We start from the raw sequence: 16,331 nt of genomic DNA, 5'->3' as shown, positions 1-16,331 counted from the left end.
GGTCGGAGTGGAGTTCCAAGACGTCGTCCGCCGCCGGCGCATGGTGCGCAAGTTCAGCGACGAGCCGGTCAGCGAAGAGAGCGTCCAGCGGATCATGCGCAACGCCGTGCGCGGCCCGTCCGCGGGGTTCTCGCAGGGCCAGGGTTTCCTCGTGCTGCGGGGCGAGTCGCTCAAGCGGCTCACCGAGATGTTCGAGTGGTGGGGCGGGGAGGACGCGAAGACCGCACCCGTCGCCGTCATCCCCTTCTCGGCCAAGGACGTCTACCTCGACCGGTACGCGCAGGCCGACAAGGGCTGGACGGATCGCAGCGAGGACCACTGGCCGGTGCCGTACTGGGACATCGACACCGGCATGGCCGCGTTGCTGATCCTGCAGACCGCGGTGGACGAGGGCCTCGGCGCCGTGTTCTTCGGGACGGACAAGGACGAGTGGCCGGCGCTGCGCGAGGCGTTCGGCGTGCCGGACATCTACGTGCCGATCGGCATCATCGCGATCGGCCACCCCGCGGAGGAGGGCATCTCCGAGGGTGCGTCGCCGCGCACGCGCAAGCGCTTGGCGTTCGACGAGATGGTGCACTGGGATCAGTGGCAGTGAGATCGTTCGGCCTGCTCGGGCCGTTGGACGTGGTGCTCGACGGGCACCACGTCCACATCCCGCCAGGCAAACGGCGGGTGGTGCTCGCCGCGCTCCTGCTGCGGCCTGGTCAGGTGGTCGGCGTCGACGAGCTGATCGAGCTGGTCGGTGGCTCGCGCAACGCCCTGCAGACCACCGTCGGCCGGTTGCGCGAGGACCTGGGCCGAGCGGAGCTCGTGCAGACCAGGCCGGGTGGCTACCTGCTGGACGTGCGGCCCGACGAGGTCGACGTCCACCGGTTCGGCCGGCTGGAACCGCGGGAAGCGCTGACGCTCTGGCGCGGCCGCCCGTTCGCCGACATCGGCAGCGACGCGCTCGAACGCGACCACGTGCCCGCGCTGACCGAGAAGTACCTCGCGACGCTGGAAGCGCGCATCGAGAACGACCTGAAGCAGGGCAGGCACGAGCGGCTCGTCCCCGAACTGCGCTCGCTCACCCAGCAGAACCCGACCAGGGAACGGATGTGGGCCCAGCTGATCGTGGCGTTGCACCGCTGCGACCGGCAGACCGAAGCGCTGCGGGCCTACGACGACATCCGCACCCGGCTCGCCGACGAGCTCGGCCTCGATCCCGGCAAGGACCTGCAGAAAGCCCACCAGCAGGTGCTCACGGCCGACAACCGGCCCAGGGCCCGCAACGACCTTCCCGGCGACATCCCCGACTTCGCCGGCCGCGCCGACGACCTCGAGGAGATCCTCGCCGCCGTCCCGTCCGGCTGCGTCGCGATCACCGCCATCGACGGCATGGCCGGCATCGGCAAAACCACGCTCGCGGTCCGCGCCGCCCACCGGTTGGCCAGGAAGTTCCCCGACGCACAGCTGTTCGTCGACCTGCACTCCTACACCGAGGGCGTCGAGCCGCGGACGCCGTCGGACGCGCTGCTGGCGTTGCTGACCGCGCTCGGCGTGCCCGCACAGGACATCCCGGACGGCCTGGACGCCCGCGCCGCGCGATGGCGGGCGGAAATGGCCCACCGCAAGGCACTCGTGGTGCTCGACAACGCGGGCAGCGCCGCCCAGGTCCGTCCGCTGCTCCCCGGCACCGGCCTGGTGCTGGTCACCAGCAGGCGCAGGCTCGTCGACCTGGACGCCGCACACACGATCTCGCTGGACGTACTGTCCGAAGAGGACTCGCTGAACCTGCTCGCGAGCATTGCCGGGCAACGAAAGCTCGACCAGGACCTGGACTCCGCCCGCGAGATCGTCCGGCTCTGCGGCTACCTGCCCCTGGCCGTGCGGATCGTCGGTGCCCGTTGGCGCACAAGGCCTGCGTGGTCGGCGCAGGACGTGACGCGTCGCTTGACTGAGCAACGGCTGACGGAGCTGACCGCGGGCGAACGCAGTGTCGCGGGCGCGTTCGCGTTGTCGTACCAGCAACTCACGCCCGAACAGCAGCGGCTCTTCCGGCGACTCGGCTTGCACACCGGCGAGGACTGGGATGCCTACCTCGCCGCAGCAGTGGTGGGTACGACGCGCGTGGAGGCGGAACGCCTGCTCGGCGAACTCCTGGACGCACATCTGGTGCAACAGAAGGAGAACGGCCGTTACCGCTTCCACGATCTCCTGGCGGACCACGCGAAAGCGGCGGTCGCCCCGGCAGAGCGGAACGAGGCGATCGTCCGCATTCTCGACCACTACCTGCACGGCGCAGAAGCCTCCGCCCTGCGGATCGTGCCTGGCCGTCCGGAGATCGTCTCCGCTGTCACGTCCGAGTTGGTCGACCCACCCGTGTTCGCCACTCCGGTCGAGGCGCTGGCGTGGCAGGAGGCGGAGCGGTCGAATCTCAGGGCGGCCGTCTACCTGGCCGCGTACGAGGGGCACTTCCGGCACGCATGGCAGCTGCCGCACCATTTCGCGCACTTCCTGCTGTTGCGCGGATTGGGCAGGGAACGGGTCGAGGTGCAGAGCGTCGCGCTCGCGGCCACGCACCAGCTCGGCGATCTGAAGGCTCGCGCGGAAGCGTTGCGGGGCTTGGGCTCCGCGTACATGGACGACGGCGATCCGAGGGCAGAGGAGTACCTGCGTGAGGCGCTCGGCCTGATGCGGCAGATCGGTGACGTGCGCGGCGAGGCGTCGACGATGGGGTTGCTCGGCATGGTCGCGCGCGAACGGCGCGAGTTCGACAAGTCGATGGAGTACTTCCAACGCGGTGTCGTGCTGATGCGGCAGGTGGGCGCCCCGACCGGCGAAGCGAGCGCGCTGCACAACATCGGCATCAACCACGCGGAGCTGGGGCAGCCCGAGGAGGCCCTCGCGCACATGCAACAGGCGGTCACGTTGCAGACCGAACACGGCGACGTTCGGTCGACCGCGTTGACGTTGCACAACATCGCCCATGTGCACTTCGACTCGTTCAACGACGATGAGTGCCTGTCCTGTGCGGAGCGGTCGCTGGCCGCCTACCGCGAGTCGGGTGACCGGCGCGGTGAGGCACTCGCCTTGGCCGACTTCGCCTACTGGCGCTACGAGATGGGGCACTTCGCCGCCGCAGGTGAGGTGGCGCGCGAGGTGACGAGGCTGTGCCGGGCGTACATGAACCTGCCGGACGACCACGCGGTGCTGGCGGCGATGGAGGAGGTTCGCGACCACATCGGTCAGGTCGCGTTGCTCGTGTCCCTGTCGCTCGACGCCCAGGTGGAGGGCCGGCTGATCGAGGCGCTCGGTCACCTTCGGCGGTGCCTGGCCATCGTCCAGCACCGCCGTTGGTGGAGTGAGGACCGCGTGCTCGGGCAGCTCTGCGCCGTGCACCTGGCGCTCGGCGACCGGGAGACCGCCATCCGGTACGGCGAGGAGGCGGTGGCGGCCGCCGAGCACTCGCGTCAGCCGCGGGCCATCGCCTTCGCCAAGCAGAACCTGGCTAGAGCGTCAGCCCCAGCACCACCAGCGTGATCACGGCTGCCGCCAGCACGGCGAACGCCACCCACTGCTGTGCCCTGTCCTTGGTCCTGCGCATCCCCGGCTCCCCTCGGTGGTGGTGCCACCGAGGGTGTTGGAGCCCGCCCACACATCGCCCCCACGGCGATCACACGGGCGTGAAAGGCGAGGTCAGCCGCAGCGAAATTCCGGTGCTGCTCCGAACGGCGGGCTGCGGATCCCTCGGAACGGACCAAGCTCGCCGCCGCAGGAGAGGCGGTGGATGGGAGCGCTTACGCGCTGGTGCGGCGCACGATCACGTGATCGCGCAGGAGCGTCCGCGTTGACGATCGGCCTCACGAACCCGAGGGCCGCGGCGCGGTGTCCCGTCTCGTTACCGTCTCGTTCCCATTGCCACAACCAGGGAAAATGCCCCTACGGTGACGCCCGTGGAGTTGGGGATTCTGGGGCCTGTCCAGGCTCGTGACGGGGGCGTGCGGCTCGAGCTCGGCGGTGTGCGCGGTCAGAAGGTGCTCGCCGCGTTGCTGCTCGCGCCGAACCGGGTGGTGCCGCTCGCGCACCTGGTCGACGTGGTGTGGGACGGTGAGCCGCCGTCGACCGGCAAGCACCAGATCCAGAAGTCGGTGGGCGACCTGCGGGCCGTGCTCGGCGTGCCGGGCATGATCGTCACCGATGGTCCCGGCTACCGGTTCGTGCTCGGCTCCGCGTCGCTCGACGTGGTCACGTTCGAGCGGCACGTGGCGACAGCGCAGACCGTGGAGCCCTCCGAGGCGGTGCGGTTGCTGCGCACGGCGCTGTCGTTGTGGCGCGGCCCCGCGCTGGCCGGCCTGAACAGTCAGGCGTTGCGGATCGAGGCTGAACGGCTCGACGAACGCCGGATCGCGGTTGCACAGCAATGCTTCGCGCTGCAATTGGAACTCGGCCAGCACGAGCAGGTGATCACCGAGCTGTCGGCGCTCGTGGCCGCGAACCCGTTCCGCGAGCAGCTGGTCGAGCAGCTGATGATCGCGCTGTACCGGTCCAACCGGCAGGCGGACGCGCTGGAGCTCTATGACAGGACACGCCGTTTGCTCGCCGACGAGCTGGGCATCGATCCCGGCAGGAGCCTGCGGACCGCGCACCTGGCGATCCTCAACCAGGACAGCGATTCGGGTCCCGTCTCACCCAAGGCCCCCGCGCAGCTGCCGGCCGACCTGGCGCGGTTCACCGGCCGCGAGTCCTGTTTGGACGAGCTGGACGCGAGCCTGTCGTCGTCCAGCGTCGTGATCACGTCCATCGCCGGCACCGCGGGCGTTGGCAAGACCGCGTTGGCCGTGCACTGGGCGCATCGGGTGCGGGACCAGTTCCCGGACGGTCAGCTGTACCTGAACCTGCGCGGCTACGACGACGCGCCCGCCACGACACCGGCCGACGCGCTGACCCAGTTCCTGCGCGGCCTCGGCGTGGAGCCGGACCAGATCCCGCGCGAGGTGGACGAGCAGGCGAGCCTGTACCGCTCGATCCTGTCGAACCGGCGGGTGCTGATCCTGCTGGACAACGCGGCGAGCGAGGAGCAGGTCCGGCCGCTGCTGCCAGGCACACCCGGTTGCACGGTGATCATCACCAGTCGCAACGACCTGCGCGGGCTGGCAGCGTTGGACGACGCGCGCAGGGTCGAGCTGGACCTGCTGACAGCGGACGAGGCGCACACGTTGATCAGCCGCGTGCTCGGCGGCCGGCGTGCCGAGGCTGAACCGGAGGCGGTCGCGGACCTCGCCGCGTTGTGCGGGTACCTGCCGCTCGCCATCCGGATCGCCGCGGCGAACCTCGCGTGCCGCCCGCACGACAGGATCGCCGACGCCGTCGAGGATCTCGCGCACGGCAACCGGCTCGCGCAGCTCGCGATCCGCGGCGACCGGCGGGCAGCGGTGACGGCGGCGTTCGAGCTTTCGCTGAAGTCGTTGCCGGACGAGGCCGTGCGGTTGTTCCGGTTGCTGGGTTTGCTGCCACGTACGGACTTCACCGCGCACACCGCGTCGGTGCTGATGGGTGTCGACGACGCGCGAGGGCTCGTCTCGTTGCTGGAGGGCGCGAGCCTGGTCGAGCCGCACACCCGCGGCCGGTTCCGGGTGCACGACCTGCTGCACCTGTACGCGCGGGACCTCGTCAGCTCCGACGAGGACGCCGAGAAGGCCGCACTGCGGCTGCTCGACCACTACCTGCACACCACGGACGCGGCGCTGGACGTGCTGGCGCCGGAGATGTACCGGCTCGACCGTTCCGGCGACTCAGGGCTTTCGTTCGGCAGCAAGGAAGCAGCACTGTCCTGGTTGGACGCCGAATGGGAGTCGGTGGCGACCCTCGCCTTGATGGCCGAACCGGCGCACTACCGCTGGGAGCTGGCGGACTCGTTGCGCCGCATGTGGTACTTGCGCCAGCAGTTCGGCAGGTGGCACGAGACCTCGTCGGCCGGTCTCGCCGCCGCCGAGCAGGAGAACGACTTGCGTGGTCAGGCTTCGATGCACCTGTCGCTCGGCACGCTGCACTGCGAGCTGGACGGCAGGCAGGGCATCGGGCACCTGGAAACCGCGCTTGCGCTCTACGCGGAGGCCGGCGACCGGGTCGGAAAGTTCCATTGCCTCAACAACCTCGCCGTCCTCCACCTCGCCCTCGGCCGCACCCAGGACGCGATCGGGTTGCTGCATCAGGCGATGTCGTTGGTCGACGACAACGTGAGGCTGGCCGCCGTCGTGCACCTCAACCTCGGCGTGGCCGCGGCGCAGTCCGGCCGGCTCCGCGAGTCGTTGGAGCATTGCGAGCGAGCGCGGGAACTGCCGGACGCTCGGGTGGAGTTCGCGCTGGCGGAGATCCACGCGCTGCTCGGCGATCTGGTGCCGGCTCGGGAGTGTGTCGATCGCGGCGCTGACGGGTCCAGCGCACACGCGCTGACCGAGGCGAAGATCGATCGCGACGCCGGACGAACGCAGCGCGCTCTGGTCCGCGCACTCGCGCTGGTGGACGAGGACGAGGCGGGGCTGTACCCGTTGCTGGGACTGGTGATCGTGGGAACCGCCTGCCACCGCCTGGGGCGGCTGGACGAGTCCGTCGAGGCACTGCGGCGCGGGTTGAAGCTGGCTGAAGCACTGGGGAGGGTGGAGAACCAGGTCGAGTACCTGATCGACCTGGCCCGCGTCCTGCACGCGGCCGGTGACGGGTCCGCCTCCGAACTGGCGGAACGCGCGCTCGTGCAGGCGACCAGGTTCGGGTTCCTGATGCAGCGCGGCAGGGCGTTGGCGACGCTCGCGTTGCTGAGCCTCAAAGCCGGTGAAATGGAACGGGCGCGCGGGCTCGCGACCGAGGCGGTGGCGGTGCAACGGGAGACCGGGTTCGCGTGGGGACAGGCGGAGTCGTTGCTCGTGTTGAGCCGCGCCGACCCACCTCAGGCAGCCCAGCACCTGCACGAAATGCGAGCGATCGTCGCACGGATGACCGGAGTCCAGGGCGGTGATCCCGCAGGCGTTCTGTGTGAAACTGACGTCGATTGACGGTTCTCCGGCGGAGGGAGCGGTGTGCAGATCGACCTGTTCCCTCGCCCGCACCAGCTGCCTGCCGCCGTCGCCGACTTCGTGGGACGGGAGGAGCTGGTCCAGTCCGTCGTGGACGGGATCACCCCGTTTCCGCAGGTGGTCCTGCTGACCGGCCCTGTGGGGACGGGCAAGACGACGCTCGCCGTGCACGCCGCCCATCGGGTGGCGAACGGCTGCTTCCCTGACGGTCAGCTGTTCGTGCGGCTGCGCGGCACGACCCCGTACACGGTGCTCGGCCGTTTTCTCACATCGTTCGGGTTGTCCGTTCCAGGGGATTTCGGCGCCCGTCTGAGCGCCTATCGAGACGCTGTTGCGCGCCAGTCACTTTTGCTGGTTTTGGACGACGCGACGAGCGTGGAGCAGGTGACCCCGTTGCTGCCGCACGCGCCGGGTTGCGCGGTGCTCGTGACTTCACGGCACCGACTGCGGTTGCCTCACGTCATCGACGTCGGCGCGTTGGAACCCGCGCAGGCGATGACGTTGCTGGGCAACCAGATCGGCTCGCGGCGCGTGGCCGGTGAAGTTGCGGGAGCTGACGCTCTGGTAGCGGTATCGGACTGTTTGCCGTTGACGCTGCGGATCGCCGGGGCCAGGCTCGCCGCCCGTCCGCACTGGCCGATCTCGTTGCTGGTCGAGCAGCTGAAGGATCCGCGTGGACGCCTGGAGGTGTTGTCCCACGGCGGTTTGTCCCTTCGGGCACGCTTGGAGGAGACGACGGGCGACCTGGGCGTGCACGCGCGCCGGCTGCTGTGGTTGCTCGCGGCCGCGGGTGCGCGGCGGTTGCCTTCGTGGGCGCCCGTAGCGGCATTCGGTGACGTGCGCGGTCAGTCCGCTGTGGACGAACTGGTGTCGGCGCACCTCGTCTCGGTCGACGGCGACCGCTACGTCGTGCCCGAGCTCGTGCGGGAGTTCGCGGCAGGGAAAGCCGACACCGCTGATGCCTTGCGGCGCCTGCTCGGCGGCTGGCTGTACCTGCTGGACCGTGCCCGCATCGCTGTGTACGGCGGCGACTTCTCCGTCGTGCGCGGCTCGGCCGTACGTGAGGTGGTGCGGCCAGATCCGTTGCTGCGGTCCGATCCGGTGGCGTGGCTGGAGTCCGAACGCGCCACCCTGTGCGAGGCGGTCTCGCTGGCCGCCGAGTCCGGTCTGGACGAGCTGGCCTGGGAGCTGGCGCACCGGCTGGTGACGCTGTTCGAGAGCCGCACGGACTACGACGGCTGGCAGCGCACGCACGATGTCGCACTGGCGGCCTGTGAAGCGGCGGGCAACCGGCGGGGTTCGGCCGTGCTGCGGTGCTCGCTGGCGTCGTTGCACATCAGCCAGAGCCGCTACGACCTCGCGCGCGAGATGACTGTGCCGGCCAAGGACACCTTCGAGGCACTGGACGATCTCGCCGGGCTCGGGCTGGTCTACCGCAACCTCGGCATCGTGTCGCGGTCGTCGGGTGAGCTGGCCGAGGCGCGGCAGTGGTACCAGCGGGGGCTGGCCGTGTACGAACGGCTGGAAGACCCGGTGGGCCAGGCGTCCGTGCTGCAGAACCTCGCCCAGATCGACCTGTACGACGGTGACACCGCCGGGGCGCTGGATCGGCTCAGTGCCGCAGTGGACGTGTGCGACGGGATCGGGCCAGCTCGCGTGCTGGCACAGATCAACTACCGGCTGGGCAAGCTGTTGGCGTCCCAGCAGCGGCACGACCAGGCATTCGACGTGCTGACCGCCGCGCTGGACCTGGCACGCGATGGGCGCGACCGTCGTGGCGAGAGCTTTGTGCTGTATGCGTTGGGAGGCAACGAGTTCGCGCGCGGCCGGCTCGGTTCCGCCCGCACGTTGCTGCACGAGGCGGCCGCCATCTGCGAGGCCAACTTCGACGTCGTGGGTGCCGCTCGGGCCTGGTTGGAACTGTCCCGCGTGCACCACGCGTGTGGCGAAACCCGACTCGCCTCCGAGATGGAAGCAGCCGCCCGTGCGGTTTACTCGGAATTCGGGCTGAAACCGGTCCAGGGCGATTTGATCTTCCAGATGTGAGGCGCTCGTGAGGTATTGCTCCAACCGACTGCTTGGCTGACTCGTAAGATTCCGTTAGGGTCGCATTCGCGAGCAATTGGCAGGGTCGATGGCGTTACCGAAAATCGCCCGAAAATTGATCAAAAATTAGCCACTTGTTCGATTGCAACCAAAACGCTGCTCCATCGGGGTGTCGCCGTCCACTACGGGACCAGTGGACCCTCACCCTCCGGGGCCGTGGTCACGGAGACGTGTGCGTGCAGGGGTGCGAGGTCGGCCAAAAGGGGCTTACGAGTCGTGAGAATCGGACCAGTCTTGTCTAATGGCATCGCCGGGATCCGGCCGGCGGACGGTGGCCTCGACCAGGGGGTGGAACGCACCATGGGTGGTGTCCCGACGTTTCCCCACGGCAGGCCATTGACGTGGGCGGACCTGGAGGCGATGCCTGATGACGGGCACCGTTTCGAACTCGTCGACGGGGTGCTGGTGATGAGCCCCTCACCCCGCCCCGTGCACCAGCGCGTCGTCGCCCGGCTGCTGGTGGCGCTGACGGCTGTCTGCCCTCCGGAGCTGGAAGTCCTCCCGGCTCCGGTCGACGTGGTGCTCGCCGACGACACGGTCTTCATCCCGGACCTGGTGGTGGGCAGGCGCGAGCAGTTCACGAGGCAGGCGCTCATGGGACCTCCCGTGCTGGCGGTCGAGGTCCTGTCGCCGCGGACGCGACACGTGGACCTGGAGCTCAAGCGGGCGAAGTTCCAGGAAGTCGGCTGCGAGAACTACTGGATGATCGACTACGACAGTCCCTGGCTGCGGTGCCTGCACCTCGAGAACGGCGTCTACGTCGAGCAGGCGCGGTCGGACGGCGAAGAGATCATCGAGCTGCAGTTCCCGTTCGCGGTGAAGCTGAGCGCTCAGTCGCTGGTGCGCTGAGTGCGTGCCGGCTGAGACCGGCTGGGCTGAACGGGCGACACCGCGCTACAAACGTGTAGATCATGGTTTCACCATCTGGCGTGCCCGCGCGTCGGGCTGGTTGCGTGCACCGCGTTACGTTCAACGCGCGGAGGTCCAACGCACATGCAGCCGTTCCAGCTGCCGGAGTTCTACACGCCCCACCCGGCTCGGCTGAATCCGAACCTCGAGCGCGCCCGCGTCCACACCAGGGCCTGGGCGCACGAGATGGACATGATCGACGTGCCGCAGCACGGCACGGTGATCTGGACCGGCGACGACCTCGAGTCGCACGACTACGCGTTGCTCTGCGCGTACACCCACCCCGACTGCGACGGTGAGACGCTCGACCTCATCACCGACTGGTACGTGTGGGTGTTCTACTTCGACGACCACTTCGTCGAGCTCTACAAACGCAACCCGGACGTCAAAGGCGCGCAGGCCCACCTGAACCGGCTGCCGCTGTTCATGCCGGTCAACGGCGTCATCACGGAGAAGCCGGCGAACCCCGTCGAGAAGGGCCTCGCGGATCTCTGGCGCCGCACGGTCGGATCGCACTCCGCGGACTGGCGCGCGCGGTTCGCCTCCAACACCAAACACCTGCTCGACGAGTCGATGTGGGAGCTGCACAACATCAGCGCACACCGGCTCAGCAACCCGATCGAGTACATCGAGATGCGCCGCAAGGTCGGTGGGGCGCCCTGGTCGGCGAACCTGGTCGAGCACGCCGTCGGCCTCGAGGTGCCGGCCCGGATCGCCCTGTCCCGCCCCATCGGCGTCCTCCGCGACACGTTCAGCGACGCCGTACACCTGCGCAACGACCTGTTCTCCTACGAACGCGAGGTCCTCGACGAGGGCGAGCTCTCCAACAGCGTGCTGGTGTTCGAGAAGTTCCTCGACATCGGCACCCAGGACGCCGCAGAGGCTGTCAACGACCTCCTGACGTCCCGGCTGCACCAGTTCGAGCACACGGCCCTCACAGAGGTCCCTCTGCTGCTCGACGAGCACGCCATCGACCCGGCGGGCCGCGCGGCCGTCCTGGGCTATGTGAAGGGCCTGCAGGACTGGCAGGCCGGTGGCCACGAGTGGCACCTGCGCTCGTCCCGGTACATGAACAAGGGGCTGGTGACCGAGGCGCCGCTGGGCATGTCCGCGGCGAACGTCCTCAGCTCGTACGCCAGGACGATGCCGCAGCGGCTCAAGCAGTTCTCGAACGTCCCGAAGATCGTCGAGCCGTACGAGGTGCCGTTCCACTTCCCGTTCCCGCTGACCCTGTCCCCGCACCTCGACCAGGTTCGCGAGGAGATCATCACCTGGGGCGGGGAGATGGGCATCCACAGCGAGGGGATCTGGGACGAGGCCAAGCACCGCGGCTTCGACCTGCCGCTCTGCTCGGCGGGCCTCGATCCGGACGCGACGCCGTCCGAGCTGTTCATCTCGGCCGCCTGGCTGACATGGGGCACCTACGCCGACGACGTCTACCCGTGGGTCTACGGGCGGCTCCGCGACCTCGCCGGGCTGAAAGCACAGACCGTGAGGCTCAAGCAGTGCATGCCGCTCGACCTCGTACCGATCGTCGTGCCGGTCAACGCGACCGAGCGCGCACTGGCCGATCTGTGGCTGAGGACCGCGGCCCCGATGTCGGCGGAGTTCCGGGCGACGTTCCGGGAAACTCTCGACGCGATGGTCGACGCGTGGGTGTGGGAAGTGATCAACATTCAGCAGAACCGCATTCCTGACCCCGTCGACTACCTGGAGATGCGGCGGTCCACGTTCGGCTCCGAGCTGACGACCTCGCTGAGCCGTTTTTCGCATTCGACGACGGTCCCACCCGAGATCTGGGGAACACGGGTCATTCAGACCATGGAGCGTTCGGCCATGGATTACAGCTGCATGCTCAACGACGTCACCTCGTATCTCAAGGAAATCCAGTACGAGGGCGAGGTGCACAACATGGTGCGGGTGATCGAGAACTTCCTCGGGGTGTCGCAGTCCCGCGCGTTCGAGATCACCTACAAGCTCATGGACGCCCGGCTCGCGCAGTTCGTCAAGTCCGTCGACACCGACATGCCGAAGCTCTTCGAGGACCTGTCCCTGAACCAGGCCACCCGCGCCGCGCTGACCCGTTACGCCGACGAGCTGAAGGACTGGATCGTCGCGATCGTCAACTGGCACAAGGAAACCTCGCGCTACGGCGAGGAAGAGCTGAAGACCCCGGTGAACGCCCACCTGCTCGCGGGGGCGTTCAACCGGCGTCCGTCGGGGATCGGTACCTCGGCGGCCAGGGTCACATCCCGAACTTCGAGCTGAGCCACGCGCGGGTCGCGTCGCGGGAGTCGCTGTCAAACCCTGATCTTCGCTGACGACGTTCGGTCAGTGGACGGTCAGTGCCGGTCGGCACCTTGTGGGCAACACCGACTCACAGGGGGCAACACCATGAAGAACGTCCTGATCTCCGGCGCCAGCATCGGCGGACCCGCACTGGCGTACTGGTTGCGCCGCTACGGCTTCAGCGTCACCGTCGTCGAGCGTGCCCGCGGAATGCGGCCTGGCGGCCAGGCCATCGACGTGCGCGGTCCCGCCTTGGAGGTCGTCGAGCGCATGGGCCTCGGCGACCAGCTGCGGTCGCTGAGCACCAACATGCGCGGCATGAGCATGGTCGACCCCGAGGGCAACGAACTGTTCAGCTCCACCACGCACACCCTCAGCGGCGGTGACCTCTCCAGCCCTGACGTCGAGCTGCTGCGCGACGACCTCGCCCGGCTGCTCTTCGACGCCGTGGACGGCGTGGAGTACCTGTTCGACGACACGATCACCGCGATCGACGGCACCCGCGTCACGTTCGAGAAGGCCGCGCCGCGCGACTTCGACGTCATCGTCGGCGCGGACGGCCTGCACTCCAACGTCCGCCGGCTCGTCTTCGGGCCGGAGGAGCAGTTCATCAGCCACCTCGGCACGAACCTCGCCGTCTTCACCGCGCCGAACTTCCTCGGGCTGGACCACTGGCAGATCTTCCAGCAGGGCGATGTCGTCGGTGGCGGCATCATGAGCGCCCGCTCGAACGCGGAATGCCGTGTCTACATGGGCTTCAACGGTTCCGTTGATTTCGACTACCGCGATGTGGACGGGCAGCGGCGGCTGCTCGCCGAGATGTTCGCCGACGCCGGCTGGGTGTGGCCGACCGCGCTGAAGCACATGTGGGAGGCGCCGGACTTCCACTTCGACTCGATGAGCCAGATCCGGATGGAGACCTGGTCCCGCGGCAACGTGGTGCTGCTCGGAGACGCCGGCTACTGCGGTTCGCCGTTGTCGGGCCAGGGGACCAGCATGGCGCTGGTCGGCGCGTACGTGCTGGCCGGCGAGCTGGCGTCGAACCCTGATGGCGCCTTCCAGCGCTACGAGGAGATCCTGCGGCCGTACGTGACGGCCAACCAGGAGATGGCGCTGAAGAACCAGGCGAACGGCGGGCCCACGGAGGAGTTCGGCGACGTGGTGAACAGCCTCCAGCTGCCCACCTACGGTGAATTGGCTCAGACCATTGACGACAAATAGGAGACATCGTCACGCTGGTGCTCGGGTCGCCGCCCCCCGCCTCGTGAGGAGGAGTCGTGAGAACTCGCGTTCTCGCCGCGGTCATCGCTGTGACCGGGGCACTCTCCGTGAGTGCGCAGTCGCAAGCCGCGGAACCACTGCAGAGCCTGGTACCGGTCCCAGTGTCGGTGCAGGCCAGAAGCGGTGTCACGCACATGCTGACGGCTGCCACGAAGATCTACACCACGCCTGCCGCGAGAGACGTCGGCAACTTCCTCGCGGGTGTCCTGCGTCCCTCCACCGGCTACGCGCTGCCGGTCTCGGACGCGGCAGGCACTCCCTCGGACGGCATCTCGTTGCTGCTCTCCGGTGCGCCGGGCACGGTCGGCCAGCAGGGCTACCAGCTCGACGTCGCCGCGAACGCGGTCGTGTTGCGCGCCAACACGTCGGAGGGCTTGTTCGCGGGCGTGCAGACGCTCCGGCAGCTGCTGCCAGCCGCTGTGGAGAGCGCGACTGCCCAGCCAGGTCCGTGGACCGTGCCGGGCGCGCTGATCGTCGACCATCCGCGGTTCTCCTACCGCGGCGCGATGCTCGACGTGGCCCGTCACTTCCACCCGGTCGCGGCGGTCAAGCGTTACATCGACCAGCTGGCGCTCTACAAGATCAACTACTTCCACCTGCACCTGAGTGACGACCAGGGCTGGCGGATCGTGATCGACAGCTGGCCGCGGCTCGCGACGTACGGCGGCAGCACGCAGGTCGGCGGCGGTCCAGGCGGCTACTACACCAAGGCGCAGTACAGCGAGATCGTGCAGTACGCGGCCGCGCGCAAGATCACGGTGATTCCCGAGATCGACATGCCAGGCCACACCAACGCGGCGCTGGCCTCGTACGCGGAGCTCAACTGCAACAACCAGGCTCCGCCGCTGCGCACGGACATCGAGGTCGGTTACTCCTCGCTGTGCGTGAACAAGGACATCACCTATCGGTTCATCGACGACGTGGTCCGAGAGATCGCGGCGCTCACACCCGGCCCGTACTTCCACATCGGCGGTGACGAGGCGCACGCGACCTCCGACGCCGACTACCAGGCGTTCATGAACCGCGCACTGCCGATCGTGAAGAAGTACGGCAAGACCGTGCTCGGCTGGCACGAGTTCGTTAAGACCACGACCGACACCACCGCCATCCCGCAGTACTGGGGCACCACGACGTCCAACGCCACGGTGCAGGCAGCGGCGGCGCGCGGCAACAAGGTCATCATGTCGCCCGCGAACAAGGCGTACCTGGACATGAAGTACAACTCCAGCACGCCGCTGGGCCTGTCGTGGGCCGGCTTCATCGAGGTCCAGGACGCCTACAACTGGAACCCGGGCACGCACCTGAGCGGTGTCCCCGAGTCCGCGGTCCGCGGCGTCGAGTCTCCACTGTGGACGGAGACGATCGTGACGTCGCGCGACATCGAGTTCATGGCGTTCCCGCGCCTCGCCGCGCACTCCGAGCTCGGCTGGTCGCCGTGGTCGACGCACAACTGGGACCAGTTCAAGGTGCGCCTGGGCAACCAGGCACCGCGCTGGACGACCATGGGCATCAACTTCTACAGGTCCGCGCAGGTGCCGTGGGACACCGGCGGTCCGCCGCCCGGTCCGTGCTCGCAGCCGGCGTGGGAGCGCTCGAAGGTCTACACCGGCGGCAACGTGGTCTCGCACAACGGTCACAAGTGGACCGCGAAGTGGTGGACGCAGGGCGAGGAGCCCGGCACCACCGGCCAGTGGGGCGTCTGGCGCGACGACGGCGTTTGCTGAGCTCCGGCGCTTGATCCCGGTGCGGGCGAGTACCGTTCGCCCGCACCGGGTAATCCAGGGGGCGTGGATGCCCGAGTTGCCGTTTTTGCCCCGTCTCCTCAGCTGACCGTCACGGTCGAGGACCTCGACAGTGAGCCCGACGTGCACCTGCACGCGGGTGGACAGGGTTTCTGGCAGTCCAGGATGATCGCCGCCCTGGGCGTCGAAGCCGTGGTGTGCGCGACGTTCGGCGGCGAGACGGGTCGTGTGCTGCGCACGTTGCTGGAGGGTGAGCACGTCAGCCTGTGCGCACGGGACGTCACTGCGCGCAACGGTGCCTACGTGCACGATCGCCGCGACGGCCACCGTTCCGAGATGGTCGAGATGCCGCCGGACGCGTTGCCCCGGCACGAGCTCGACGATCTGTACGAGTCGACGCTGGTGGAAGGCATCCGTGCGGGCACGGCCGTGTTGAGCGGGCCGTCCGATGACCGCGTGTTGCCACACGACACGTACTTCCGCCTGACCGCCGACCTGGGAGGCAACGACTGCCGCGTGATCGTCGACCTGGCCGGCGAACGGCTCACCGAAGCGGTGCGCGGTGGTCCGTACGTCGTCAAGGTCAGTCACGAGGAACTCGGCGAGGAAGAGCTGCCGCGGCTCGTGCAGGCGTGCCGCAAGATTGCTTCTTCCGGCACGCACGGTGTGGTGGTGTCGCGTGCGGACGAGCCGGCGTTGGCGCTGCTCGACGACCAGTTGTACTTCGTGCGGATGCCTCAGTTGCAACCCGTCGACACGCGTGGCGCCGGCGACTCCATGACCGCGGGGATTTCAGCGGGACTCGCACTGGGTATGTCGTTGGAGGACGCGGTGAAGCTCGGCGCGGCGGCCGGCGCGGTCAACGTGACGCGGCACGGCCTCGGCAGCGGCGGGGGAGAAGCGGTGCGCGAGCTGAGCAAACGCGTGGAACTGGAGCCGACCGAGGAATGAG

Annotated in this window: 9 protein-coding genes; all 9 read left to right on the top strand. The window is 68.5% G+C overall.

Going from position 1 to position 16,331, the window contains the following annotated elements; translation table 11 throughout:
• The first annotated feature begins 7 nt into the window (after window positions 1-7).
• The 9 genes from FXN61_RS06050 to FXN61_RS06010 all read left to right on the top strand — a co-directional run bounded on the left by FXN61_RS06050 (window position 8) and on the right by FXN61_RS06010 (window position 16,330).
• A complete protein-coding gene (locus FXN61_RS06050; protein WP_167971036.1) occupies window positions 8-595 on the top strand; it encodes a nitroreductase family protein in 588 nt (195 codons plus the stop codon).
• On the top strand, window positions 586-3,522 hold the full coding sequence (locus FXN61_RS06045) for an AfsR/SARP family transcriptional regulator (protein WP_167971034.1): 2,937 nt from the start codon (window positions 586-588) through the stop codon (window positions 3,520-3,522). The genes FXN61_RS06050 and FXN61_RS06045 overlap by 10 nt, the downstream gene beginning before the upstream one ends.
• 413 nt (window positions 3,523-3,935) lie before the next feature.
• The gene (locus tag FXN61_RS06040) at window positions 3,936-7,031 is read left to right on the top strand and encodes an AfsR/SARP family transcriptional regulator (RefSeq protein ID WP_167971032.1); all 3,096 of its coding nucleotides are present in this window, start codon (window positions 3,936-3,938) and stop codon (window positions 7,029-7,031) included.
• A gap of 24 nt (window positions 7,032-7,055) precedes the next feature.
• A complete protein-coding gene (locus tag FXN61_RS55105) occupies window positions 7,056-9,098 on the top strand; it encodes a tetratricopeptide repeat protein (RefSeq protein ID WP_167971030.1) in 2,043 nt (680 codons plus the stop codon).
• Between the two features lie 294 nt (window positions 9,099-9,392).
• Window positions 9,393-10,007, top strand: coding sequence for a Uma2 family endonuclease (locus tag FXN61_RS06030; protein ID WP_312877567.1), 615 nt, complete (start codon window positions 9,393-9,395; stop codon window positions 10,005-10,007).
• Window positions 10,008-10,151: 144 nt separating this feature from the next.
• Window positions 10,152-12,335, top strand: a complete 2,184-nt coding sequence (locus tag FXN61_RS06025) for a terpene synthase family protein (RefSeq protein WP_167971028.1) — start codon at window positions 10,152-10,154, stop codon at window positions 12,333-12,335.
• Between the two features lie 126 nt (window positions 12,336-12,461).
• Window positions 12,462-13,577, top strand: coding sequence for an FAD-dependent monooxygenase (locus FXN61_RS06020; RefSeq protein WP_167971026.1), 1,116 nt, complete (start codon window positions 12,462-12,464; stop codon window positions 13,575-13,577).
• An 89-nt stretch (window positions 13,578-13,666) separates the two neighbouring features.
• The gene (locus tag FXN61_RS06015) at window positions 13,667-15,361 is read left to right on the top strand and encodes a beta-N-acetylhexosaminidase (RefSeq protein ID WP_312877568.1); all 1,695 of its coding nucleotides are present in this window, start codon (window positions 13,667-13,669) and stop codon (window positions 15,359-15,361) included.
• A 63-nt stretch (window positions 15,362-15,424) separates the two neighbouring features.
• Window positions 15,425-16,330, top strand: coding sequence for a 1-phosphofructokinase family hexose kinase (locus FXN61_RS06010; protein ID WP_167971020.1), 906 nt, complete (start codon window positions 15,425-15,427; stop codon window positions 16,328-16,330).
• The last annotated feature ends 1 nt before the right edge of the window (window position 16,331 follow it).

Source organism: Lentzea indica, assembly GCF_012184385.1.
Lineage (GTDB): Bacteria > Actinomycetota > Actinomycetes > Mycobacteriales > Pseudonocardiaceae > Lentzea > Lentzea indica.
This window is presented reverse-complemented; position numbering and strand designations above follow the sequence as displayed.

What these genes read in the sequence shown, in the direction of transcription:
- FXN61_RS06020 (WP_167971026.1), top strand. Translation starts at nt 12,462, where the DNA reads ATGAAGAACGTCCTGATCTCCGGCGCCAGCATCGGCGGACCCGCACTG.
- FXN61_RS06025 (WP_167971028.1), top strand. Translation starts at nt 10,152, where the DNA reads ATGCAGCCGTTCCAGCTGCCGGAGTTCTACACGCCCCACCCGGCTCGG.